Source organism: Planococcus chinensis (assembly GCF_042681545.1).
Classification (GTDB): domain Bacteria; phylum Bacillota; class Bacilli; order Bacillales_A; family Planococcaceae; genus Planococcus; species Planococcus chinensis.
Genome location: NZ_JBHUFW010000007.1, coordinates 184,294 through 207,154, shown reverse-complemented (window position 1 = coordinate 207,154; position 22,861 = coordinate 184,294). Strand labels below are relative to the sequence as shown.

Here is a 22,861-nt window from a genome sequence, read left to right as displayed (position 1 = left end):
CAGAAATTTGTTTCGGCGTCGGAACGCCTCAACAATTTTTGTTGACGTTTTGCTGTTCAGTTTTCAAGGTTCATGTTGTTCGCTCATCGGCGACTTTATTAATATACCTCATCAACGCTCCCGAGTCAATACTATTTCAAAATATTTTTTTCGGTCGTCTTAAGGACATGTATTAATATAAACCGTACAGCGAACAAAATCAACCCCTTTTCGAAAAAAAGCGTGTTTTTATTTTCTTGAAGTCAGCGACAAAGAAGATAATCCCTGCCAACACAACACTTCCTCCGATGATTTGCGAAGCTGTAAGCATTTCTCCAAGGATATAATATGCCAGAATTGCCGCTCCCACTGGTTCAAAAAGAATGGCAATCGAGATCACGTTTGTGCTCACCCATTTCAGGGACCAATTGAAAAGTGTATGGCCCAGAAGATTCGGGATGATCGCCAAAAGCAAGAACCACATCCATTCGGATGCCGGATAAGGCCCGAATGATTCTCCTTTAAATAAAATATAGAAGAATAACGTTATTGTGCTTACGCCATAAACGACAAAAGTATAAGTCACAAGTGAGATCCGCTTTCTTACATCTTGGCCGAATAAAAGATATGCCGTAATCAAAGCACATGCGATCAGCGCGAGAATGTCTCCATACAATGCCATGCCGCTAATTTTAAAGTCCCCATATCCGATCAGGACGCTCCCTAACACAGCGATTGCTCCTGAAATAAGTGTTTTGGCTGATAGGCGTTCTTTAAAAAAGAAGTAAGTGCCGGCAAAAGCGAATAATGGCTGAAGGGTTACCAACACCGTAGAACTCGCTACCGAAGTATAGTTCAGAGATTCAAACCATAAGATGAAGTGAAATGCCAAAAAGATTCCGGCGATTGACGTGAATACCCAGTCCCTCCTGCTTAACACTTTTATTTCCTGGGTATATTTCATAAAGAAGACGGGGCTCATAATAAGTATCGAAAAAAGCATTCGATAAAATGCTGTTACTCCCGAGTCCGCTGTCGTCATTTTTACAAAGATGGCGGACAAGGCCACAGAAAAAACGCCGATGACGATTGGAATGAAAGGATGGATTGCTGGTTTTTCCATGATGCTGCTCCTCTGCTTCTGGTATTATGTAAGAATACATATTGATTTGCACTCCTATTAGTTTGACAGGTTCAAAGTCCATTATCAATGTCCGATTAGAAAGGAGGAAAAAATCATGGATTTTTTGGACGCCCTCCACATTTCCTCTTTTGAGACTTTTCTGAAGTTATTTATCGCAGCACTTTTAAGTTTAGTCATAGGCTTGGAGAGGGAATTGAAAAGAAAACCGGTGGGTTTGAAGACCAGCGTCGTCATTGCGACGTTCAGCTGCTTGCTTACGATCATTTCGATCGAGACCGCCTATTTGGCGGAAGGCAGCGAGTATGAGGGCGTCAATATCACGATGGATCCGCTGCGTTTGGCCGCTCAAATCGTTTCAGGCATCGGTTTCTTAGGCGCCGGTGTCATTTTGAAACGCGGCAACGATTCCATCTCCGGGCTTACGACCGCCGCGATGATCTGGGGTGCAGGCGGTATCGGCATTGCTGTGGCAGCCGGCTTTTATATTGAAGCCTTTTTATCCGTTCTGATCATTTTATTCGGAATAGAAATTCTCCCCCCGCTTCTATTCAGATACGGACCAAATCGCCTTCGCATGCTAGAAGCTAACATCACTATCGTGGTGACTGAAACCGATTCAATCCCGGATGTAATAGAAGAAGTCAAATCAAGCGGCGTGATCATTGAAGCCCTTTCAATTTTCCATCGCGAAGGCAACGACGGAAAAGTCAGGCACAAAGTTGCCATACGGGCGTCTTTTGACGCCGGCAAAGAAACGATCAGCCTGTATCAGGAAATCTCCCGGATTAACCATGTGGAGGAAGTTGATATGGAGTTGATCAACTAAGGAGGAAATTGGATGAAAGAATTTTTCGGATTGTTAAAAGGCGGCAACAAGCCCTCGCTCTATGCAGCGATCATCAACACCTTTATCGCCATTATGAAAGGGGTTGCGTTCTTTTTCACAGGCAACGTCGCCATGTTCGCGGAAACGATGCACTCAATCGGAGATGCAGCGAACCAGTATTTCGTCTTTATCGGGTCTGCACTTTCCAAAAAAGCGCCGACAAAAAGATTTCCGAACGGCTTCGGCCGACTTCTGAACATCGTCTTGCTGGGTGCGGTGCTGATCGTCGGCATCATGGCTTATGAAACGATCATCGAAGGCTGGCACCAAATGACGCATCCAGTTGAAGCGGAAGGTTTCATCATCAGCGTTGTGGTCCTTTCCATTGCTATTCTTCTGGAATTTTTCGTTCTGTACAAAGCAGGGAAAGAAGTACTGCATGAAGCCGGCGTTAAAGGAGGCGCACTTGCCCCACTTACGACGAGCTTCGCCCAACTGAACCGCGCGAAACCCGCAACAAAATTGGTCTTCCTGGAAGACTTGGTCGCGACTTCCGGCGGCATACTGGCTCTGATTGCGGTACTGATTGCCCATTACACCGGCTTCCTGGCAATTGAAGGAGCTGCATCAATTGCAATCGGTCTGATGATGTTCTACGTTGTAACAAAAGTGTTCATGGACAATGCACGCGGCGCTATCGGCGAATCCGACCAACAAATGGTCAACCACATCGCCCACTTGCTGACGGATCACCCTTCAGTCAGAGACATCAAGAAACTTGATGTCATCAAAGAAGGCGAGTATCTCCACGTGGAAACGCTTGTAGAAGTCGATCCGACATTGACGGTAGCGGAAGCCGACCAGCTTCAAGAACGTTTGGCTGAAATTTTGTTGAGCCAGCCAAGTGTGGACGACGTCATAGTCTCACTTGATGCGGACGACGGCGAAACGCATTGGACGCACGTCAGCAAACGGCCAGAATCATTAAACACATTGCCGACTGAATAAAAAAAGCTTGAGCGGAAATCGCTCAAGCTTTTTTCTTTTTATAAGGAAGCTTGTAAAATCTCTTTTACATCTTCGTTCTGTAATTTATTGAAGTTGCCGAATGCTCCGTAGACCATCGCCTTCTCAGCCATGACTTCAATTTTTGAATCATCAATATCATAATCTGCCAGTCTTGTCGGCGCGCCAAGTGATGTCCAGAAAGCACTCAAGCGGTCGATGCCTTCAAGCGCAACTTCTTCATTTGTCTTGCCTTCCGGATCGACATCAAAGACACGGACTGCCATTTGGGCAAAGCGCGACGGATTTACATGGACATTATGACGCATCCACTGTGGGAACAGGATGGCCAAACCGCCGGCATGCGGGATATCGTAAACGGCCGAGACGGCATGCTCGATATTGTGCGTTGCCCAGTCGCCCCGGTAACCCATCTCAAGGAATTTATTCAACCCCATGGTACCTGCGAAAAGGATCGTTTCGCGGTGCTCATAGCTCTGCAGGTCTTCCAGCAATTTCGGCGCTGTTTCAATGACAGCTTTCAGAACGCCTTCACACATACGATCTTGTACAGGTGTGTTCGTTGCATCATTGAAGTATTGCTCGAAGATATGTGACATCATGTCCACGATCCCGTATACGGTATGGTCTCTTGGCACGGACAACGTATATGTCGGGTCCAGGATCGAGAATTTCGGGAATGAATACGGGCTTCCCCAGCCATACTTCTCTTGTGTTTCTTCATTGGTGATGACCGAACCGGCATTCATTTCTGAACCGGTAGCTGCCAATGTCAGAACCGTGCCGAATGGCAAAGCTCCTTCCGGCTGGGCTTTGCGGGACACAAGATCCCATGCATCGCCTTCATATGTAGCGCCGCAAGCAATGAGTTTGGTGCAATCGATAACGGAGCCGCCACCGACTGCCAAAAGCATTTCGATGCCTTCGTTTTTGCAGATTTCAATGCCTTTTCTGGCTGTTGAAATGCGCGGGTTCGGTTCAACGCCGGACAGTTCGAACACTTCCAGCCCTGCTTCTTCCAGAACCGCCATCACTTCATCGTAAAGGCCATTCTTCTTGATGCTGCCTCCACCGTATACCACTAACACTTTTTTACCAAATTTAGGAAATTCTTTTTTAACTTCTTTTAACTGCCCCTTGCCGAAAATCAATTTAACCGGGTTGTAAAATGAAAATGCATTCATCAAATCATCCTCCTATTCTTTTTCTATTATGTAGATTCCCCTATCAAAACGCAAAAAAACCGCTCGGGAAAGATCCCGAACGGTTTATTTTCATCTTATACCCAGCCACGGAAGCGAGCTGCTTCAGCTGTTCTGCGTGCACCGACCATATAGGCGGCCAAACGCATGTCGATATTGCGCGTTGTCGCGACATTGTAGACATTTTCGAAAGCATCCACCAATTTCTTCGTCAACTTTTCGTCGACTTCTTCCTGCGTCCAGTAATAACCTTGGTTATTCTGTACCCATTCGAAATAAGAAACGGTAACGCCGCCTGAGCTTGCAAGCACATCCGGAACCAATAGGATGCCACGGTCTGTCAGGATTTTCGTTGCTTCTGCAGTTGTCGGCCCGTTAGCCGCTTCAACGACGATAGAAGCTTTGATATCATGGGCGTTTTCTTCTGTAATTTGGTTAGCGATAGCAGCTGGCACTAAGATGTCGCAATCCAATTCAAACAATTCCTTGTTTGTGATGGTGTTGTCGAACAACGTCGTCACTGTCCCGAAGCTATCCCGGCGATCAAGCAAGTACTCGATATCCAAGCCGTCCGGATCGTGCAAAGCTCCGTAAGCATCAGAAATTCCGACTACTTTTGCTCCTGCATCATGCAGGAATTTCGCCAAGAAGCTGCCGGCATTGCCGAAACCTTGGATAACAACGCGTGCGCCTTTGACGTCCAGACCGCGTTTTTTGGCAGCTTCATTAATAACAATGGTTACACCTTGAGCAGTCGCTTTATCCCGGCCTTGTGAACCGCCGAGGACAATCGGTTTACCTGTGATAAAGCCAGGCGAATTGAATTCGTCAATTTTGCTGTATTCATCAAACATCCAAGCCATGATTTGAGAGTTGGTGAATACGTCCGGAGCCGGAATGTCTTTGTTCGGCCCAACGATCTGGCTGATGGCCCGCACATACCCGCGGCTCAATTTCTCAATTTCATGCATCGACATTTCCCGTGGATCACAAATGATGCCGCCTTTACCGCCGCCGTATGGAAGGTCTACGATTCCGCATTTCAGCGTCATCCACATGGACAAAGCCATGACTTCTTCACGGTTTACATCCGGGTGGAAACGTACGCCGCCTTTGGTCGGTCCTACTGCATCGTTGTGCTGGGCACGGAAGCCAGTAAACACTTTTGTCTTCCCATCATCCATTCGGACCGGTATACGCACTTCCATGATCCGCATAGGTTCTTTTAAAAGTTCATACATCGAGTCTTCATATCCGAGTTTGTCCAACGCAGTTTTGATAACATTCTGAGTTGACGTCAACAAGTTCAAGTTTTCAGCCATTGTTTTAATTCGCCTCTTTATATTTATAGTAAATTACTCCGCAATTAGTGTAACATAACTCCAACTTTATGTGTGAGAAAGTCCTTAATTAGCAAATACTTTTTGGATGCGTTCGATTGCCCAGTCCAGCTCTTCTTTTGAAATGACGAGCGGCGGTGCAAAACGGATTACTGTGTCATGGGTTTCTTTGCACAGCAAGCCCAGCTCTTTCAGCTTTTCGCAATAAGGGCGTGCAGCTTCAGTCAATTCCATACCGATGAACAATCCGCGTCCGCGCACTTCTTTAATAGAAGGATGTTGGATTTCACGCAATTTCCCGATGAAGTATTCGCCAAGCTCCAATGAACGGTCAGCGAGCTTTTCGTCTTTCAGCACTTCCAAAGAAGCGATTGATACAGCACAAGCTAGCGGGTTTCCGCCGAATGTGGAACCGTGTGAACCCGGGTTGAAAACGCCAAGGATTTCGTGGTCGGCTACGACGCAAGAGATTGGGAATACTCCGCCTCCAAGCGCTTTGCCCAATATGTACATATCCGGCTCCACGTCTTCCCATTCACATGCAAACATCTTGCCGGTACGTGCAAGACCGCACTGGATTTCATCTGCAATGAATAGGACGTTGTTTTCGCGGCAAAGTTCTCTTGCTGCTTTCAAGAAGCCTTCTTCCGGCATAACGATTCCGGCTTCGCCCTGGATTGGCTCGATCAGGAATGCAGCAGTGTTCGGAGTGATAGCATTTTTCAACGCTTCCAAGTCGCTGTAAGGAATGATTTTGATGCCTGGCAGCATTGGTCCGAATCCTCTTCTGTAATCAGGATCAGAAGATAATGATACCGCTGTCATTGTTCTGCCGTGGAAGTTGCCTTCGCAAGCAATGACTTCTGCTTTTCCTTCTTCTACGCCTTTTACATCGTATGCCCAGCGGCGTGCAGCTTTAAATGCAGTTTCAACTGCTTCAGCGCCAGTGTTCATCGGCAAAGCCATTTCTTTTCCGGAAATTTCGCAAATCATTTCATACCAAGGTGCAAGCTTGTCATTGTGGAATGCACGTGATGTCAATGTCACGCGGTCCGCTTGGTCTTTAAGCGCTTGGATGATTTTCGGATGGCGGTGTCCTTGGTTTACTGCAGAGTATGCGGAAAGCATATCCATGAATTTATTGCCTTCTGGATCTTTAACCCATACGCCTTCGGCTTCTGTAATGACGATCGGCAGTGGATGGTAGTTCGGTGCACCGAATTTTTCTGTTTGCTCGATAATTTGCGCTGTTTTAGTCATTGAAATTCCTCCTTTTTTTAAAAAAAGGCAGACTAGAAAGTCTACCTTTTGATGAATAATTATACCACTTATTGTTTCTTAATACATTTCAGAAGTTGTTTTTGCTTGCATGTGAAGAACCAGGTAATCCGGCCCGCCTGCTTTTGAGTCAGTTCCGGACATGTTGAATCCGCCAAATGACTGATAGCCGACGATTGCGCCTGTGCATCCGCGGTTGAAATACAAGTTTCCAACGTGGAACTCTTCACGTGCATATTCAAGGTGCTCACGGTTGTTCGTGATGACTCCGCCAGTCAAACCGTATTCTGTGTTGTTGGCGATATCGATCGCTTCTTTGAAGTCTTTTGCTTTTGTAAAGCCGACAACCGGTCCGAAGATTTCTTCCTGCATCACGCGGTCAGTCGGTGAAAGATCTGCGATGACAGTCGGGTTCACGAAGAATCCTTTTGAATCGTCGCCAGTTCCGCCTGCAACTACGCGGCCTTCTTCTTTGCCGATTTCGATATAGCTCATGATTTTTTTGTAAGAGTTAGAATCGATGACCGGCCCCATGTAGTTGGATTGTTCAGTCGGATCGCCGATTGTCAATTCGTTCGTCAATTCGATGACGCGTTCAAGAACTTCGTCGTACACGTCTTCTACGATAACCGCACGTGATCCTGCAGAACATTTCTGTCCGCTGAAACCGAATGCTGATTTAACGATGGATTGTGCAGCAAGCTCTAGATCGCCTTCTTTGTCGACGACCATTGTGTTTTTCCCGCCCATTTCAGCAATAAGGCGTTTCATCCAAATTTGCCCTTCGTTCACTTTTGCAGAACGATCAGCGATGCGCAGGCCGACTTCTTTTGAACCAGTGAAAGAGATAAAGCGAGTTTTCGGGTGATCTACCAAGTAGTCGCCCACTTCAGAACCAGGTCCCGGGATAAAGTTGACAACGCCTGCCGGCATGCCTGCTTCTTCAAGTACTTCGATAAATTTATAAGCTACAACTGGAGTTGTTGAAGCTGGCTTCAATAGGACTGTGTTTCCTGTAACCATTGCGGCAACAGTTGTTCCTGCCATGATCGCAAACGCAAAGTTCCATGGAGAGATGACAACGCCGACACCCAATGGAATGTAATCGTAGCGGTTGTCTTCGCCTGGACGGCTTTCAACTGGCATACCATCTTTCATCTTAAGCATTTGGCGGCCGTAGTATTCCAGGAAGTCGATGGCTTCAGCTGTATCTGCATCCGCTTCGTTCCATGGCTTTCCTGCTTCTTTAGTCAAAAGTGCAGAAAACTCGTGCTTGCGGCGGCGAACGATTGCTGCTGCTTTGAATAAAACATCAGCGCGTACTTCCGGCTTAACTTTTTTCCAAGTTTTAAATGCTTCAAGAGCGGATTGCATCGCTTTTTCAGCTAATTCTTTATTTGATTTCGAAACGCGGCCGATGATTTCTTCTTTATCAGATGGATTGAATGAAACGATTTTGTCTTCAGTTGTAATGCGCTCTCCGCCAATTACCAATGGATAATCCTGGCCAAGGTATGCTTCAACTGTCTTCAGGCCCGCTAGGTAAGCATTGCGGTTCTTTTCAATTGAAAAGTCTGTAAATGGTTCGTGTTTGTAGGGAATCATCTGAATCCTCCTCGAATTTTAAATGAGCGCAAAAAAAATTTGCACTTATAAAGTGATTACATATATAATAATGCAAAAGATTATTGCATTAATCAAGTACTTTCCATCAAAAACGCAAAATAATTTTGAGGTGATCCATTGAATACCATTGGAACGGACTTGCTCCCTTTTTATAAATTTGCTGCAGAGTATGCAGCCGTCGGCATCCATGCCATCGATATAAAAGGAAAAACGATTTTATACAACCAGAAAATGAAAGAGATTGAGGGTTTCGATTACGAAGAGCTGGTCGACCGGTCGCTGCTTGAAATGTTCCGTTTCGAACACCATGAAAGCACCTTGCTGCAGGTTCTGCAGTCAGGGAAAGCTGTCCTGAACGTCAAGCAGACCTACTGGAACCGCAAAGGCCAGGAGATCACCACCATTAATGATACGTATCCGGTCTTCTCAGATGGAAATTTGATCGGCGCAATCGAAATGTCGCAGGATGTCACAACGCTTGAAAAAGTCGTCTACCAGCCATTGAAAAAATACGAAGAGCCAATTACGTTCTCGAGCATTACGGCGATTTCCGCCAGCATGAAACGGGTTATTGGCACTGCCGAGAAGGCTGCGACAATGAAGCTGCCCGTCCTGCTCATCGGCGAGTCCGGCACAGGTAAAGAGCTGATTGCAGAATCGATCCACTGGGCTTCTTCTTCGAACGATCTGTTCTATACTTTGTACTGCCACGGGACAGACGGCGACTTGATCAACCGGATGCAGGAGGACTTGGCAGGCAAACAAGGGGCTACAGTCTTTTGCGAGCGCATCGACCTGCTGCCTTGGCCGCTCCAGGCAAGGCTCTTGGAAATGGTGAAGGAAGGCTCGATGAGCGATACATATTTCATCGCAAGCGTCGGGGAAGATCCGGTGGAATTGATTGCTTCCAAGAAGCTGATGAAAGAACTGTATTATTTCTTTTCAGCTATCACGATTCAAATCGAGCCTGTCCGGAACCGGAAAGAAGATATCATGCCGTTTGTCGCGGACTATTTATCCCGCCACCGGATGCGTTTCGGTTCTGTAGTGGAGGGGCTGACGCCGGAAGTGGCAGAGTTGTTCCTGGCCTATGACTGGCCGGGCAACTTGAAAGAATTGGAACTGCTATTGGACGACGTCACCTCCCTTTTGACGACCGAAGCCTTGATTTCCGCAGACCTCCTTCCCCAGCATTTCAAATCAAAGATGCTGGATAAAGATGCCCAAAATCCGGAAGATTTCCTGGTCCATTCCGGCAAAGACCTGATTCCGCTGGATGATTACTTACAGGAAGCAGAGGCTTATTATCTTAAAAAAGCGCTCGACCACCATAGCGGAAACATCACGAAAGCTGCAGCCGCTCTTGGCATGAGCCGCCAGAACCTTCAGTATCGGCTGCGGAAAATCAAAAAAAACGAAGCACAGACATGATGTCTGCGCTTCGTTTTTTTGGTGGCTTTAGATCGCCTACACATTTCTTACTGCCCTGAACGTTTGATCCACTCTTGCATTTTGTCTTTCAACGAGTTGAATCCTTCAGAATCGTTTTCGTTCACGTGAGACTGAAGAGATTGTTTTGGCTTTTCAGTGCGCTGAGCTGCTGGTGGCTGCTCTTGCAATGCACGGATTGACAAGCTGATTTTTTTCGATTTTTCGTCAACTTCCAAAACTTTCACGTTAACTTCCTGGCCTACTGCCAAGTATTCGCTAACTTCTTTAACGTAGCCGTGTGTGATTTCTGAAATGTGGACCAATCCTTGTGTCTGGTCGTCCAATGCGACGAATGCGCCGTATGGCTGAATTCCTGTTACTTTACCTGCTACTGTGTCGCCTGTTTGAAATTTTGTCATGTTTACCCGCTCCTATACTTATCTAATTATCCTGTACACCTATTGGCATCTGTATATTATAGCACAGATCTATAGGCAGAGTAAAATCAATACATACTCAGGTCTTCAAGACGCCAGCCTCCGGGGGTTTTGGACATGCCGAGCTGGCTGCCGTATGTGCCCGCACCCTTGTCGGATGTATTGCTGAACCAGAGCGAGCCCGTCGACATTTCCTGTTCCATCATATAGCTCGGATCGTTGAAAAAGTGGAGTGTGCCGACGGCGGACAATCCCGCAATCCCCCTGGCTTTCAGCTGTGCTTCGATAATCTCCGGGTTTTGTTCTTGTCCTCCGAGCGACAGAGCTTTTAGCATCTCGAAATTCTTCTTCTCAGCCGCTAGTAAATACAATCCGCCTACTTCTCCCGGCGACGCAGCCGCAATCACCCCATCATCCAATCCGGCAGAATAGGCAGTGTACAATCTTTCCACTTTCGCCTTGAAAGCTTCGAGGGCTCCGGCTTCTTCATAACGTTCAAAAAGATGGCTCTTCACTTTCCAGATTCCCTTTTCCCCCATAACCAGTTCGGGATGATAAGACACGATAGATTCCTCATCGATATAGCTGATATGCGGATAAACAAAAAGCAGCTTGCCGATGCGGTTAACGTTTTCTTCCGCCACTTCCATCCAGCGAATGTCTTCGGCAAATGAAGGCTGCTGGCGCCACGAAAGTTTGTATTCTTCGAGCGGCATTTTCCGATCATCCATCAAATGCCACATTGTCTCAATATCTTTTTTCTGATTGGCGAATTGGAATACTCGGAAGACATCAAGCGGCGATGCCCCCTTCAAGAGCTTTTCATCGTACCCCGCTGAAAAAGCGGCATATAAGTTTTCAATAGGCTGCGTAAAAAATTCTTCTGCTTGCACCTGCTGTTTCTCGACCTTCACATCACCGTTCGGAAGTTTTGCCGCCAGCTCCCCTTCTTTTTCAAGCTCCACTGCCTCCATGATGCTTTCATATTCCAGCAGTTCATAGCTTTCTGATTCGGTCCAGCCGCTTTCCTCCATCTCTTCGATGATCGGCAGCATGACGAAGATCAACGGATTCAGCGTTTGCTGGCCCAGTTCTTTCCAGGCGAGCTGATAAGCTTCTTTCACTTTGCCGTTTTCATCGAAGACCTGCTGGTTATCGTCGCCTTTCATCAGAAGCCAGAACGAATGCTGGAACATATAGGCGTATTCCTGGAATTTTTCGGATGAAACATCGTCGTGCACTACGTACTGTTCAAGCATCGACAAAGCATAAGGCATTTCCATCACCGGCACAAGCAGGCCTTCTTCATCAAAATAGGGCTCGTATCTAAGATGATTAAAATCATACATCATTGTGTTCATCAGTTCATTCGAATACAAACTCTCCATATTATGTCGTAAAATGAACCGTTCTTTGGCAGGGTGCTTGGCAATGATCAACCCTCTCTCACGAATCGAACCTGCAAGCTTCTTCACTTCTGCCGGGATTCCCTCTCTCTGCGCCATCAATTTCTCAGGAGACAATTCTCCGTTGACGGTCATCCCTGCCAGCTCCTCTTCATGCTGCCTAAGAACCTGATTGCCTTCATACATCAATTCCTTCGTTTTTAGGCTGTAAGCCTCCATCATCGGCACAAATTCCTCGTGAAGCAAATACATTTCCGGCAGCATTGCGAGCATCGTCTGCGGCGTCTCGATTTTCAGCAGGAGCAGATTGACTTGGTGCTCCATCTCCTTTGGATCGTCCTTCAGCTTTTCAATATTGTTCTTGCTGAAAGTCCATTTCAACTGTTGGTCCGCTTCCTGAACATAGCGTAGGTTTTCAAAGACATCCTGAGCCATGCCAAGCTTTTCCGGAGAAGAAGCCTTCGCTTCCTGGTATTCTTCTTTCCACGCTTCGATCATTTCGGCGGTTACTGTTTCGCCTTCTTCGGCCTCCGCTTGGGGCTGCCCAACATTGGCGTTAGGATCATCCAGGAAAAAGGAAGCCCCGATGACTCCCGCTAAGAAAACGCTGGCGCCAATCAATAAAACCTTGTTCTTCTTATCGACCGCTTGGGGTTTCACGGGTTTTACAAGCGCGCTACTAGAAGGCCCCTCTTCTTCAACTACCTGCTTTTCTTCATTCATTTCAAACGGGATCCGCGAATAGGATTTGGTTGCCAGTTCGATGCGCTTTACTATCCCTTGCTCATCTTCTCCCAATCCTTCGGCGACAAAAGCAAGCGAATCCTTAAGCTGAAAGCCAACGGCAGTCGCCGGTCTGTCGGCAATACGTGCGGTTTGTTCCAGATCTTTGCCATGGAGGAAATGCAGCACGAAAGGGATCCGCTGTTCCATAGCCAGTTCCTGGATCCGGTTGTGTACTTCGATGTCTTCCTGGAATTTCAGCAGCGTTCCATCATTTCCGCCGTTGTAACCGGGAATGGCCTCAGATGCAATCTGAAAAAGGCGGACTTCCGCGTCGCATATTCCGGCTTTTGGCAGCCGGGCATAAAAGGTGTCGAAAACAGCGGACAGAAATGGAGCAAATTCCGTTTGGGAGATTCCGTTCTGGTACCCAAAAACCCCGATGGCCTGAAGCCGTTTTTCCGTCCACTCTTTGAATGCTTGCCGATTGTCCGATTGAAGTCTTCCAGTTCCTTTTTCTGAATCCATCAGAATCGCTCTCCTTTTCCAGAAATTTTCGAAGTATTTCCTTTTTCTGTTTATTATACACGATAATAGGCCTTGGTTTTATTTCTATCTATTTTTTTCTATGGCGCTCGTGTAGAATGAAAAAATCCATAGATATTAGGAGTGAGAAAATGCAAAAGCGTGATCAATGGACGTCGAAAATAGGCTTTATCCTCGCAGCAGCGGGAAGCGCCATCGGTTTAGGGGCGATTTGGAAGTTCCCATATGAAACCGGTGCAAACGGAGGAAGTGTCTTCATCCTTCTCTTCATCATCAGTACACTAGCAATAGGCCTGCCGATTCTTCTGGCAGAATTCGTCATCGGACGCCGAGGGCAGGCTGACGCAGTGACCGGCCTGAAAAAACAGGCTCCCGGCCGACCATGGTTTTTAATCGGCTGGTCCGGACTCTTCTTCTCTTTTATTATTCTTTCGTTCTACAGCGTGGTCGGCGGATGGATCCTTTCTTACCTCGGCCGTTCTTTGCTGCTCCAGCTCTCCAATTTAGGGGATGCAGACTTCGCCGCATTGTTTGGCGGCATTATTGGAAATCCGCTTGAAGCGATATTGGCCCAAGCATTGTTTATGCTCTTGACCATCTGGATCGTTCAAGGAGGCATCAAGGGCGGCATCGAACGCGCCAGCAAAATCATGATGCCCGGCTTGCTGATTTTCCTTCTGATCTTGATGATCCGTTCATTAACGCTTGACGGCGCAATGGAAGGCGTCAAGTTCATGTTTGTGCCGGATTGGTCGTTCTTCAACTTCAAAACTGCATTGACTGCTCTCGGACAAGCATTTTTCTCGCTGAGTGTCGGCGTTGCCGGGATGATGACTTACGCTTCGTATTTAACGAAGTCCGAAAACCTGAGCCGCTCTGCTCTAAGCGTGGCAGGCTTGAACATCCTGATTTCAATCATGGCCGGCCTGATCATTTTCCCAGCCGTTTTCGCTCTCGGTTATACGCCTGACCAAGGGCCGGGGCTGGTCTTCATCATCTTGCCTGCCATTTTTGACCAATTGTTCATGGGCGAATTGCTGATGATCATTTTCTTCATCCTGATGCTGTTCGCTACATTGACTTCATCCATCTCCATGCTCGAAATCGGCGTTTCCATTGTTGTGAAAAACAAGTTTGACCGCCGTGTACGCGTTGCCTGGCTTTACGGCTTGCTGATTTTCCTTGTCGGCATTCCAAGCGCATTGTCATTCGGTGTCATGCCGCAGAAATTCATGTTCGGCTATACGTTCTTCGATTTCGCCGATATCCTGACGAGCCGCATCGGCTTGCCGCTCGGCGCATTGTTCACTTCATTATTTGCCGGGTATGTCCTTACGAAACAGCAAGCAGCAATAGAGCTTCCCGGCCAGACGCTATGGCTGAATGTCTGGCGGATTCTGGTCAGGTACCTGGCTCCTGCCGCCATCGTCATCGTATTTATCCAAGGAATCCTGGATATCTTTTAATCCATTTGTTTCGAAAATGCCATAAAATGCCCCTTCTCCGAAAGGTATTTTATGGTATGCTAAGGGTAGAGAACGAAATATGCAAAGGAGTGTATGAATATGAAAAAAGATTTGCACGCCCAACTGAAATTCCTTCGGGAAGAACGCAATTTGTCCTTGGACGAATTGGCATTGAAAACACGAATCGGAGTTGCCCGCTTGAAAGCTTACGAATCAGGGGAAGAAGTTCCTTCTGTTCAAACAATCCTTAAATTGTCCAACGCATTGGAAGTTCCGGCATCCAACCTTTTAGACGGCGCTGAAGCTGTTCAATAAAAAAACGTCCAGCCAAATGGCTGGACGTTTTTTGAGCTTGTAGAGAAAAGAATAATTTTTCAATTATACGAATAAAGCTAATGGAAGCTGTGTTGGATCCTCCACTTCAGGCGGACGCTTTCCGCGGGCTCGCGCCGAACTAACTAAGAGCCTGTGCTCCTGCGCAAGCTCGTCGCAAATGCTTGCCCTCGCAAGCTTCGGTCAAGCATTGACTGGCGTCCGAGTGGATTTCGGCACTTCGCTATCCCGCAGGAAAGCCAATGGCCGAAGAGAGNCTTCGGTCAAGCATTGACTGGCGTCCGAGTGGATTTCGGCACTTCGCTATCCCGCAGGAAAGCCAATGGCCGAAGAGAGTTCGGCCATTGGCTTTGCGACGAAGTGCGTAGCACTGCAACGGTTTTTCATGTCCCGAAGCTAGCGCAGCGATGCAGGGACAGGAGCACAATGTTTGCACTTGCCGCCTTCCGTTCCGGATCCTGAAGCCAGCGGCTTGTTCCCGGCAGGTTTAAGTTGGATCAGCGTACTTATCTTATCTATTAGATACAGGTGAAGCTACCGACCGTGCTGGCCACGAGACTCCTGTGGGAGCAGCGAAGCGACTCGAGCTGAAGACCCTGGACTGAGCGTAGCGAGGGAAGCGAGGGAAGCGGTTGAAGCCGAGCCCACGGAAAGCGAAGTGGCCAGCACGGTCGGGCTTATGCATTTCTATCCATTTAACTTAGACTTTGTCTACAGTCTGAAAAAACGTCCAGCCAAATGGCTGGACGTTTTTTAGATGATGCATTTCGCTTCGTACTTCAATGCCAGAAGCTTATAGGAAACCTCGACGCAGTTTTCAAGCGGAATCCATTTTTCGGACGAAGCTCTGTAGATGCCCTGGATTTGCTTTGCCAAGTCAGATGGATGGTCCAGCAGCTGCAATTGCGCCACAACTTCTGTGATTTCTGCGTCATAATGATCCTTCCCAACGGCAAATGGGTCCCATTCTTCCATCACCCATACAGCTCTTCGATTCATTTCACTCGTGTCCATTTTCTATTCACCTTACATTTCCAATGTATTAAAAGCAATAATAACATAGAACCTGGAAAAGGAAAGGAAAGGCTCTGCGCCAGCTATATCCAGATATGCCTGTTGTACAAAAAGAGGGACGCCCGCATCTCCTGGGCGTCCCTCTTTTTCTTATTGCTCCAGAACTTCAATTGAATTGATCACTACAGCTTCAACCGGTTTATCTCCTGGTCCGGTTTCTACTGCTGCGATCGCATCCACTACGTCCATTCCTTCAATGACCTGCCCGAATACAGTGTGTGCGCCATCCAGCCAAGGCGTACCGCCTTTTTCCGCATACGCTTCCTTCACTTGTTCGGGATAGTCAGCAGGAATGCTGTCGGCTGGCGCTGAATCAGCCTGGACAACGAAAAATTGGCTGCCGTTTGTGCCAGGGCCGGCGTTCGCCATGGACAATGCGCCTCTGAAGTTGTAAAGCTGATTGGAAAATTCATCTTCAAAAGGTTCGCCGTAAATGCTTTCTCCCCCGCCGCCTGTACCGGTAGGATCACCGCCCTGCAGCATGAACCCTTCAATGACACGATGGAAATTGAGGCCGTCATAATAGCCGTTTTCGGCATGGGTTAGGAAATTTTCCACCGCTTTTGGCGCCTGTTCCGGGAAAAGCTTAATTTTGATCTGGCCCATCGATGTTTCCATTGCCACTAACGCTTCTTCTTCTGCAACTTCTTCTGAGAGCTGTGGGAAAGATTCGGGCTCCGCCGTTTCTGAAGCAGTTTCAGAAGTGGTGCCGGTTTTCTCCGTTTCCGTTTGGGCTGGCTGTTCGTCTGTGCCGCACCCTGCCAGCACTGCCAAAAGCAGCGCTGCTAAAATCATTTTTATTTTCATCTCATTCACCCCGTTATAGTTTATCATATAAATATTCGGAATTGGCCAGTAATTCACTCCGCTTTTTTCGTGTGACGAAATACTATATAATAGAGAAAGATTAACGGATCGCAGAAAGAAGGGAATCCGTATGGATAGACAAAAAAAGAATTTCCTCATCATCATTTTCTCCAACTTCCTGGTAGCGGGCAGCACGACCATGATTATGCCCTTTCTCTCCCTCTATATCGAGTCACTTGGCAATTTCTCGGATGAATATGTTCAACGATGGGCCGGACTTGTTTTCGGGGTCACTTTCGTCGCTGCCTTGTTCATGTCGCCCATCTGGGGACGAATCGCTGATAAATACGGCTATAAGCCCATTTTGATCATCAACGGATTCGGTATTGCCATCAGCATTTTCCTGATGGGGACTGCTGAATCCGTTCCTGAGTTGTTCTTTATCCGCTTGTTCATGGGTGTCGTGACCGGTTTTATCCCGACTTCCCTGGCATTCGTCAGTTCGCAGACAACGAAAGAAACCGCAGGCAAAACGCTCGGTACGCTGCAGATGGGCAGTGTTTCGGGAACCTTGTTCGGTCCGGTGATCGGCGGATTGATGGCCGATACGTTCGGTTTCACTTATACATTCATCATCACATCTGTTGTTATCGGCATCGCAGCGCTGATCGTCCTGGTCGGTTTGAAAGAGATCAAACGCACCAAGTCGAAGAATGCGCATGTTTATGCGAGAAAAACGATCATCCAAGGCATCCTGCACCACCGGCTCCTTTTCAACGTGATGATCATCACTGCCCTCATTCAAATCGGCAACTTCAGCATCCAGCCCCTGCTATCGCTTTATGTGGCACAGCTTACCGACAGCTCTCAGGTCGCCTTGCTGGCCGGGATCACATTCAGTGCAACCGGCATCGGGAATATCCTGTTTGCCCGCCGCTGGGGACGGCTGGGCGATCAGATCGGGTATGAAAAGGTGCTGACGTTCCTATTGATCCTGGCGTTTGTCTTCATCATTCCACAGGCCTTCGTAGGAGAGCTCTGGCAGTTGATGGTCCTTCGGCTGCTGTTCGGGATCGCTGTCGGGGGCATGATCCCGACGACCACCGCCTTGATGCGACGCGAAGCGCCAATCGACATCCAAGGGGAAGTGATGGGCTATAACACCAGCTTCCGTTTCCTCGGCAATATTATCGGACCGATGTTCGGCGGTGCTGTCAGTGGATTCATCGGCATTCCGGCAGTCTTTATCGTGACGGGCTCCCTGTTCCTGGTGTCGTTCCTGTTCCTGAAATATACAATGGCCAAACCGGAGCAGGATTTTGAAGATGTGCTGCTTGAAGAAGAACTGAAATCCAATTGACCAAACCCTGGTTCCTTCGTGGAAACCAGGGTTTTTAGTATGCCTGGAATAATTTTTTGGAGCAGTTTTCGGCGAGTTTCTTCCTATTTCATAACGCTTGTATTCCTTGCGGCCCTTGCGGCTTCCCAAAAGCCGAACGGTGCAAATTCTCGTCATGTACGTTATAATTTCCCTAGCAACCCATCATGTTTCCGCTTGAAAGGAGGATTCATTTGTCACTCGTGCTGTTAATATTTCTGCCGATAATTGCAGCCTTATTGATTCCGCTGCTGTACAAAAAAGTTGCCCGCATACATACGGGCTGGTTCGTCCTGATTGTTCCGTTGATCTTATTCAGCTACTACGCCACACTCCTTCCCGTTACGATGGAAGGCGGTACCCGTTCCTCTGAACTCCAATGGATCCCTTCGCTGGATATTTCCTTCGTCGCTTATCTGGACGGACTCAGCCTCCTGTTCTCCCTATTGATCACCGGCATCGGCGCGCTGGTCGTTCTTTATTCTATTTTTTATCTGGATAAAACACGGGAGCAGCTACATAATTTCTATGTCTACTTGCTGATGTTCATGACAGCAATGCTCGGAGTCGTCCAAAGCGACCATTTGATCAGCCTTTATTTGTTCTGGGAGCTTACTTCAATTTCTTCCTTCCTGCTGATCGGCTATTGGTATACGCGCGACCGTTCACGCTTCGGTGCGCTGAAGTCGATGATGATCACGGTCTTTGGCGGCTTGATGATGCTGGGCGGCTTTGTGCTGCTCGGCTTGATGGGCAATACTTACTCGATCCGCGAACTGGTCGCGCAGGCGCCGGAACTTGTCGGCCATGAATTCTTTTTATGGGCGCTCGTCCTGATCCTGCTCGGAGCTTTCACGAAGTCCGCTCAGTTCCCGTTCTACATCTGGCTTCCCGATGCTATGGAAGCGCCTACTCCGGTCAGTGCGTACCTGCATTCGGCCACAATGGTCAAAGCCGGGCTTTACCTGGTAGCACGGTTCACGCCGATTTTCGCGGCTTCCGGCCTTTGGATCTGGCTCGTGACGGGCATCGGACTGTTCACGATGGTCTGGGGTTCAGTATTTGCACTAAAGCAAAAAGACCTGAAAGCGATCCTCGCTTTCTCGACCGTTTCGCAGCTCGGCTTGATCATGAGCCTACTCGGCGCATCCGCAATGGGCTTCCATGTGGAAGACGCTGCCGGCACAGCTTTTAAATACGCAGCTTTCGCGGCGATTTTCCATCTTGTAAACCACGCTGTGTTCAAAGGCAGCCTGTTCATGGTTGCCGGCATTGTCGACCATGAAACCGGCACACGCGATATCCGCAAATTGGGCGGCCTCATGAGCCTGATGCCCATTTCCTTTACGATCGCTATGATCGGTTCGTTCTCGATGGCCGGCCTTCCGCTGTTCGGCGGTTTCCTGAGCAAGGAGACTTTCCTGACAGCAATGCTGACAATCATGGAATTCGATCTGTTCTCCATGGACGTCTGGGGCATCCTGTTCCCGGTCATTGCATGGATTGGCAGTGTGTTCACTTTCATCTACAGTTTCTATTTTGTATTCCATACTTTTGCCGGGAAACACAAACCGGAAGAACTGCCGAAACAGGCGCATGAAGCGCCAAAAGGCATGCTTGTATCCCCTGCCATCTTAGCTGTTCTTGTCATTGCCATCTTCTTTATTCCGAATGTGGTCGGTGATTGGATCGTCAAACCGGCAGTCATCGCTATCCAGCCGTTCTTGTACAGCGCGCCTGAACAGGTCGATGTGCATATCGCCGCTTGGCACGGCTTCGAACCGGAATTGTTCATGACGCTCGGAATTTTCGCGGTCGGCGGCCTGCTGTTCTGGACGCTCCGCAAATGGCAGCGCATCTATGACAACTATCCGGAAGCGGTATCATTGAACCGCCTCTACGATTTCGGCATGTTCCTCAGCGATTCAGGCGCCAAACGTTTTTCTGCCATTTACATGACCGGATTCATTCGGTCTTATCTGGTCTACATGTTCGGCTTTTTCATCCTGATTTCACTGAGCGCTTTGTTCATGACCGATTCGTTCCGCTTTGAAACGGACAATCTGGCACCGATCGGTGTTTATGAAATCATCATCGCCGCAACGCTGATCGGCGGGGTCATCACGATCGTTGCATCAAAATCAAGGCTGATGTCCATCATTGCGCTTGGTGCGGTCGGCTATTCTGTCGCCTTGTTCTTCGTCATTTTCCGGGCACCGGATCTGGCGTTGACCCAATTGGTCATTGAGACCATCTCTGTCGCGCTATTCTTGCTGGCATTCTACCATCTGCCGAAAAGCACGAAAAAGAACGAGCGGATGCGGTTCCGCCTTGGGAACGCCATTATTGCACTCGGGGTCGGCGTCACAATGACGCTCGTCGCGCTGTCGGCACATTCCCAGAAGATCCTGCCTTCCATCTCCGAATTCTATAAGGAAACGGTCTACACGGAAGCTGGCGGCGGCAATATCGTCAACGTCATCCTGGTCGATTACCGCGGTTTTGATACCTTGTTCGAAATCACCGTTCTCGGAATTGCAGGGATCGGGATAATCGCTATGATTAAACTCCGCTTGAGCAATAAGGAGGACCAACATGAGAACAAATGATGTAATGCTTCAAAGTGCCACGAAAGTAGTGACGTTCATAATCCTGATGTTTGCGGTCCATATTTTCTTTGCCGGGCATTATACGCCGGGCGGCGGCTTTGTCGGCGGATTGCTGACTGCTTCTGCCATCGTCTTGCTGATGCTCGCGTTCGATCTCGAGACAGTGAAGAAGATCCTGCCGGTCAATTATGTTTTCATGACGGCCGCCGGGCTGCTGATCGCCCTTGCTACTGCAAGCGCTTCGATCATCTTTGACGTTCCGTTCTTTACGCACGCGTATGATTATTTCAATTTGCCGCTGTTTGGCAAAACGTCGCTGCATTCTGCCGCGCTGTTTGATTTAGGAGTTTATTTGGTTGTTGTCGGAGTTACGATGACCATTATTCAAACGATTGGAGAGGATGAATAATGGAAATTATCATGTCGGTTGTCATCGGGATTTTATTCATGGCAGCTGTTTACTTAATGCTTTCAAAAAGCTTGATCCGGATTATCATTGGCACCGGACTGCTTAGCCACGGCGCCCATCTGCTGATCCTGACGATGGGCGGGCTTGGCGGTATCGCGCCGCCTGTCGTAGCAGACGGTGTATCAATTGCCGATTATGCAGACCCCCTTCCGCAGGCACTGATCCTGACGGCGATCGTCATTTCATTTGCTGTGACATCGTTCTTTCTGGTCTTGGCCTACCGCGCTTATCAGGAATTGGGGACAGACAATATGGATATGATGAGAGGAACTGAAGATTATGAGTAACCTGCTTTTGTTCCCGGTCATCATTCCTTTATTCTTTGCGACCATCATGCTGTTTTTCCCGAAAAACATCCGCATGCAGCGTATCATCGCTGTACTCGGGGCAGCTGCCACTCTGGCAGCCAGCCTGTTCCTTTTGGCAAAAGTGAAAACCGACGGCGTCCAGGCTGTAACATTGGGCAGCTGGGATGCGCCATTCGGCATTTCCATGGTTTCTGACCCGTTATCGGCATTATTGGTGATGACGGCGACCCTGATCACGCTTTTCGTCATCTTCTACAGCATGCCGGCCATCGGCGCTGCACGCGAAGGCGCTTTCTATTATCCGGCCGTGCTGTTTTTGCTGACCGGCGTGAACGGTGCATTCACCACAGGCGACATCTTCAACTTGTTCGTGTTTTTCGAAGTGCTGCTGATGTCTTCGTATATGCTGATTGTCCACGGCGGCGAACGCCCGCAGCTGCGTGAATCCATCAAATATTTGCTGGTGAACGTCATTTCATCCGCTTTGTTCGTATCGGTCGTTGCTTATCTTTATTCCGTGACCGGAACGCTGAACATGGCTGACTTGGCAGTGAAGATTCCGCAAATTGAAGCGACGGGCATCCTGACGGTCATCGCGGTCATGATGCTGGTGGTCTTCGGATTCAAAGCGTCCATCTTCCCGCTGTATTTCTGGCTGCCCGGCTCGTATTACGCTCCGCCAGTGCCGATTCTAGCTTTGTTCGGTGCGTTGCTGACCAAAGTCGGCGTCTATGCGATCATGCGTACATATACATTGTTCTTCACGATGAATACAGCCTTCACACATGAATTGCTGGCAATCATCGCGATTCTGACGATCCTTGCCGGGTGTGTGGGTGCACTTGCCTATTTTGATGTTAAAAAGATCATCATCTACAACATCATCATCGCGGTCGGGGTCATTCTCTTTGGGGTCTCCCAGCTGAATGAAGCCGGCGTCAACGGTTCGATTTTCTACTTGATCCACGACATGCTGATCAAAGCGGCCCTGTTCTTCCTTGTCGGCATCGTGGCCACGATTTTCGGCACATCCAATCTCCGCGAAATGGGCGGGCTGATGAAGACCTATCCGGTCCTTGGCTGGGTATATCTTCTGACGGCGTTCGGCCTTGCCGGCATTCCCCCGCTCAGCGGCTTCCCGGGCAAGCTGCTCATTGTCCAAGGCGGCTTCGAAGGCCCGCAGTTCTGGGGAAGCATCGTGATCCTGGCGACGAGCCTGCTTGTCCTGCTGAGTGTCGTGCGGATTTTCATCTACGCATTCTGGGGAGAGCCGGTTGAAACCTTGCCGATGAAAAAATCTTCATTCTATCAGATGTTCATCCCGACCGTCGTGCTTGTTGCGCTGACAGTAGTGCTCGGAATCGGCGCAGAGATGTTCATGCCGTTCGTCACTGATGCAGGCGAAGTGTTATTAAATCCATCCATCTACATAGATGCGGTTATGAAGGAGTAG

19 protein-coding genes are annotated in these 22,861 nt (G+C 48.4%); 10 read left to right on the top strand and 9 right to left on the bottom strand.

Annotation, left to right across the window (positions count from 1 at the left end):
- Positions 1-199: 199 nt before the first annotated feature.
- Positions 200-1,102, bottom strand: a complete 903-nt coding sequence (locus ACFSDB_RS10970) for a DMT family transporter (protein WP_204893123.1) — start codon at positions 1,100-1,102, stop codon at positions 200-202.
- A gap of 115 nt (positions 1,103-1,217) precedes the next feature.
- Here ACFSDB_RS10970 and ACFSDB_RS10965 point away from each other — a divergent pair, with 115 nt between their 5' ends.
- Both ACFSDB_RS10965 and ACFSDB_RS10960 read left to right on the top strand, forming a co-directional pair.
- Positions 1,218-1,949: an MgtC/SapB family protein gene (locus ACFSDB_RS10965; RefSeq protein WP_204893122.1), complete on the top strand. Its 732-nt coding sequence runs from the start codon at positions 1,218-1,220 to the stop codon at positions 1,947-1,949.
- A 12-nt stretch (positions 1,950-1,961) separates the two neighbouring features.
- The gene (locus ACFSDB_RS10960) at positions 1,962-2,957 is read left to right on the top strand and encodes a cation diffusion facilitator family transporter (protein WP_204893121.1); all 996 of its coding nucleotides are present in this window, start codon (positions 1,962-1,964) and stop codon (positions 2,955-2,957) included.
- A gap of 38 nt (positions 2,958-2,995) precedes the next feature.
- Here ACFSDB_RS10960 and ACFSDB_RS10955 read toward each other — a convergent pair whose 3' ends face one another.
- The 4 genes from ACFSDB_RS10955 to pruA all read right to left on the bottom strand — a co-directional run bounded on the left by ACFSDB_RS10955 (position 2,996) and on the right by pruA (position 8,400).
- The gene (locus ACFSDB_RS10955; RefSeq protein WP_204893120.1) at positions 2,996-4,159 is read right to left on the bottom strand and encodes an iron-containing alcohol dehydrogenase; all 1,164 of its coding nucleotides are present in this window, start codon (positions 4,157-4,159) and stop codon (positions 2,996-2,998) included.
- A gap of 95 nt (positions 4,160-4,254) precedes the next feature.
- Entirely contained in the window at positions 4,255-5,499 is a 1,245-nt protein-coding gene (locus ACFSDB_RS10950) for a Glu/Leu/Phe/Val family dehydrogenase (protein WP_204893119.1), read from the bottom strand.
- An 84-nt stretch (positions 5,500-5,583) separates the two neighbouring features.
- The gene (locus tag ACFSDB_RS10945) at positions 5,584-6,777 is read right to left on the bottom strand and encodes an ornithine--oxo-acid transaminase (RefSeq protein ID WP_204893118.1); all 1,194 of its coding nucleotides are present in this window, start codon (positions 6,775-6,777) and stop codon (positions 5,584-5,586) included.
- A gap of 78 nt (positions 6,778-6,855) precedes the next feature.
- Positions 6,856-8,400 carry an L-glutamate gamma-semialdehyde dehydrogenase gene (pruA, locus tag ACFSDB_RS10940; protein WP_204893117.1) on the bottom strand — a complete coding sequence of 515 codons (1,545 nt, stop codon included), beginning with the start codon at positions 8,398-8,400 and terminating at the stop codon, positions 6,856-6,858.
- 138 nt (positions 8,401-8,538) lie between these two features.
- Between pruA and ACFSDB_RS10935 the strand changes: the two genes are divergently transcribed.
- A complete protein-coding gene (locus ACFSDB_RS10935; protein ID WP_204893116.1) occupies positions 8,539-9,852 on the top strand; it encodes an AAA-type ATPase lid domain-containing protein in 1,314 nt (437 codons plus the stop codon).
- A 47-nt stretch (positions 9,853-9,899) separates the two neighbouring features.
- Here ACFSDB_RS10935 and yugI read toward each other — a convergent pair whose 3' ends face one another.
- Together yugI and ACFSDB_RS10925 are read right to left on the bottom strand one after the other, a co-directional pair.
- A complete protein-coding gene (yugI, locus tag ACFSDB_RS10930; protein WP_204893115.1) occupies positions 9,900-10,271 on the bottom strand; it encodes a S1 domain-containing post-transcriptional regulator GSP13 in 372 nt (123 codons plus the stop codon).
- 86 nt (positions 10,272-10,357) lie between these two features.
- Positions 10,358-12,946: an RNA polymerase sigma factor gene (locus ACFSDB_RS10925; RefSeq protein ID WP_204893114.1), complete on the bottom strand. Its 2,589-nt coding sequence runs from the start codon at positions 12,944-12,946 to the stop codon at positions 10,358-10,360.
- A gap of 149 nt (positions 12,947-13,095) precedes the next feature.
- Between ACFSDB_RS10925 and ACFSDB_RS10920 the strand changes: the two genes are divergently transcribed.
- A complete protein-coding gene (locus ACFSDB_RS10920) occupies positions 13,096-14,430 on the top strand; it encodes a sodium-dependent transporter (protein ID WP_204893113.1) in 1,335 nt (444 codons plus the stop codon).
- 99 nt (positions 14,431-14,529) lie between these two features.
- Positions 14,530-14,745: a helix-turn-helix domain-containing protein gene (locus ACFSDB_RS10915; RefSeq protein ID WP_204893112.1), complete on the top strand. Its 216-nt coding sequence runs from the start codon at positions 14,530-14,532 to the stop codon at positions 14,743-14,745.
- A gap of 771 nt (positions 14,746-15,516) precedes the next feature.
- On the opposite strand, the gene ACFSDB_RS10910 is transcribed toward ACFSDB_RS10915, so the two are convergent.
- On the bottom strand, positions 15,517-15,777 hold the full coding sequence (locus ACFSDB_RS10910) for a DUF1871 family protein (RefSeq protein WP_204893111.1): 261 nt from the start codon (positions 15,775-15,777) through the stop codon (positions 15,517-15,519).
- A gap of 150 nt (positions 15,778-15,927) precedes the next feature.
- Positions 15,928-16,644, bottom strand: coding sequence for a peptidylprolyl isomerase (locus ACFSDB_RS10905; protein WP_204893110.1), 717 nt, complete (start codon positions 16,642-16,644; stop codon positions 15,928-15,930).
- 130 nt (positions 16,645-16,774) lie between these two features.
- Here ACFSDB_RS10905 and ACFSDB_RS10900 point away from each other — a divergent pair, with 130 nt between their 5' ends.
- From ACFSDB_RS10900 to ACFSDB_RS10880, 5 genes are all read left to right on the top strand, one after another.
- Positions 16,775-18,004: an MFS transporter gene (locus ACFSDB_RS10900; protein ID WP_204893109.1), complete on the top strand. Its 1,230-nt coding sequence runs from the start codon at positions 16,775-16,777 to the stop codon at positions 18,002-18,004.
- 212 nt (positions 18,005-18,216) lie between these two features.
- A complete protein-coding gene (locus tag ACFSDB_RS10895; protein ID WP_204893108.1) occupies positions 18,217-20,631 on the top strand; it encodes a Na+/H+ antiporter subunit A in 2,415 nt (804 codons plus the stop codon).
- The gene (locus ACFSDB_RS10890; RefSeq protein ID WP_204893107.1) at positions 20,618-21,040 is read left to right on the top strand and encodes a Na(+)/H(+) antiporter subunit B; all 423 of its coding nucleotides are present in this window, start codon (positions 20,618-20,620) and stop codon (positions 21,038-21,040) included. Before ACFSDB_RS10895 ends, ACFSDB_RS10890 begins: the two co-directional genes overlap by 14 nt.
- Positions 21,040-21,387, top strand: a complete 348-nt coding sequence (locus tag ACFSDB_RS10885) for a Na(+)/H(+) antiporter subunit C (RefSeq protein WP_204893106.1) — start codon at positions 21,040-21,042, stop codon at positions 21,385-21,387. The genes ACFSDB_RS10890 and ACFSDB_RS10885 overlap by 1 nt, the downstream gene beginning before the upstream one ends.
- Complete coding sequence (locus ACFSDB_RS10880; protein ID WP_204893105.1) at positions 21,380-22,861, top strand: Na+/H+ antiporter subunit D; 1,482 nt, start codon at positions 21,380-21,382, stop codon at positions 22,859-22,861. The genes ACFSDB_RS10885 and ACFSDB_RS10880 overlap by 8 nt, the downstream gene beginning before the upstream one ends.

Excerpts from the sequence above, each read along its gene's own strand:
- ACFSDB_RS10970 (WP_204893123.1), bottom strand. The coding sequence starts at position 1,102 with ATGGAAAAACCAGCAATCCATCCTTTCATTCCAATCGTCATCGGCGTT.
- ACFSDB_RS10965 (WP_204893122.1), top strand. The coding sequence starts at position 1,218 with ATGGATTTTTTGGACGCCCTCCACATTTCCTCTTTTGAGACTTTTCTG.
- ACFSDB_RS10960 (WP_204893121.1), top strand. The coding sequence starts at position 1,962 with ATGAAAGAATTTTTCGGATTGTTAAAAGGCGGCAACAAGCCCTCGCTC.
- ACFSDB_RS10955 (WP_204893120.1), bottom strand. The coding sequence starts at position 4,159 with ATGAATGCATTTTCATTTTACAACCCGGTTAAATTGATTTTCGGCAAG.
- ACFSDB_RS10950 (WP_204893119.1), bottom strand. The coding sequence starts at position 5,499 with ATGGCTGAAAACTTGAACTTGTTGACGTCAACTCAGAATGTTATCAAA.
- ACFSDB_RS10945 (WP_204893118.1), bottom strand. The coding sequence starts at position 6,777 with ATGACTAAAACAGCGCAAATTATCGAGCAAACAGAAAAATTCGGTGCA.
- pruA (WP_204893117.1), bottom strand. The coding sequence starts at position 8,400 with ATGATTCCCTACAAACACGAACCATTTACAGACTTTTCAATTGAAAAG.
- yugI (WP_204893115.1), bottom strand. The coding sequence starts at position 10,271 with ATGACAAAATTTCAAACAGGCGACACAGTAGCAGGTAAAGTAACAGGA.
- ACFSDB_RS10925 (WP_204893114.1), bottom strand. The coding sequence starts at position 12,946 with ATGGATTCAGAAAAAGGAACTGGAAGACTTCAATCGGACAATCGGCAA.
- ACFSDB_RS10920 (WP_204893113.1), top strand. The coding sequence starts at position 13,096 with ATGCAAAAGCGTGATCAATGGACGTCGAAAATAGGCTTTATCCTCGCA.
- ACFSDB_RS10915 (WP_204893112.1), top strand. The coding sequence starts at position 14,530 with ATGAAAAAAGATTTGCACGCCCAACTGAAATTCCTTCGGGAAGAACGC.
- ACFSDB_RS10910 (WP_204893111.1), bottom strand. The coding sequence starts at position 15,777 with ATGGACACGAGTGAAATGAATCGAAGAGCTGTATGGGTGATGGAAGAA.
- ACFSDB_RS10905 (WP_204893110.1), bottom strand. The coding sequence starts at position 16,644 with ATGAAAATAAAAATGATTTTAGCAGCGCTGCTTTTGGCAGTGCTGGCA.
- ACFSDB_RS10900 (WP_204893109.1), top strand. The coding sequence starts at position 16,775 with ATGGATAGACAAAAAAAGAATTTCCTCATCATCATTTTCTCCAACTTC.
- ACFSDB_RS10890 (WP_204893107.1), top strand. The coding sequence starts at position 20,618 with ATGAGAACAAATGATGTAATGCTTCAAAGTGCCACGAAAGTAGTGACG.
- ACFSDB_RS10885 (WP_204893106.1), top strand. The coding sequence starts at position 21,040 with ATGGAAATTATCATGTCGGTTGTCATCGGGATTTTATTCATGGCAGCT.
- ACFSDB_RS10880 (WP_204893105.1), top strand. The coding sequence starts at position 21,380 with ATGAGTAACCTGCTTTTGTTCCCGGTCATCATTCCTTTATTCTTTGCG.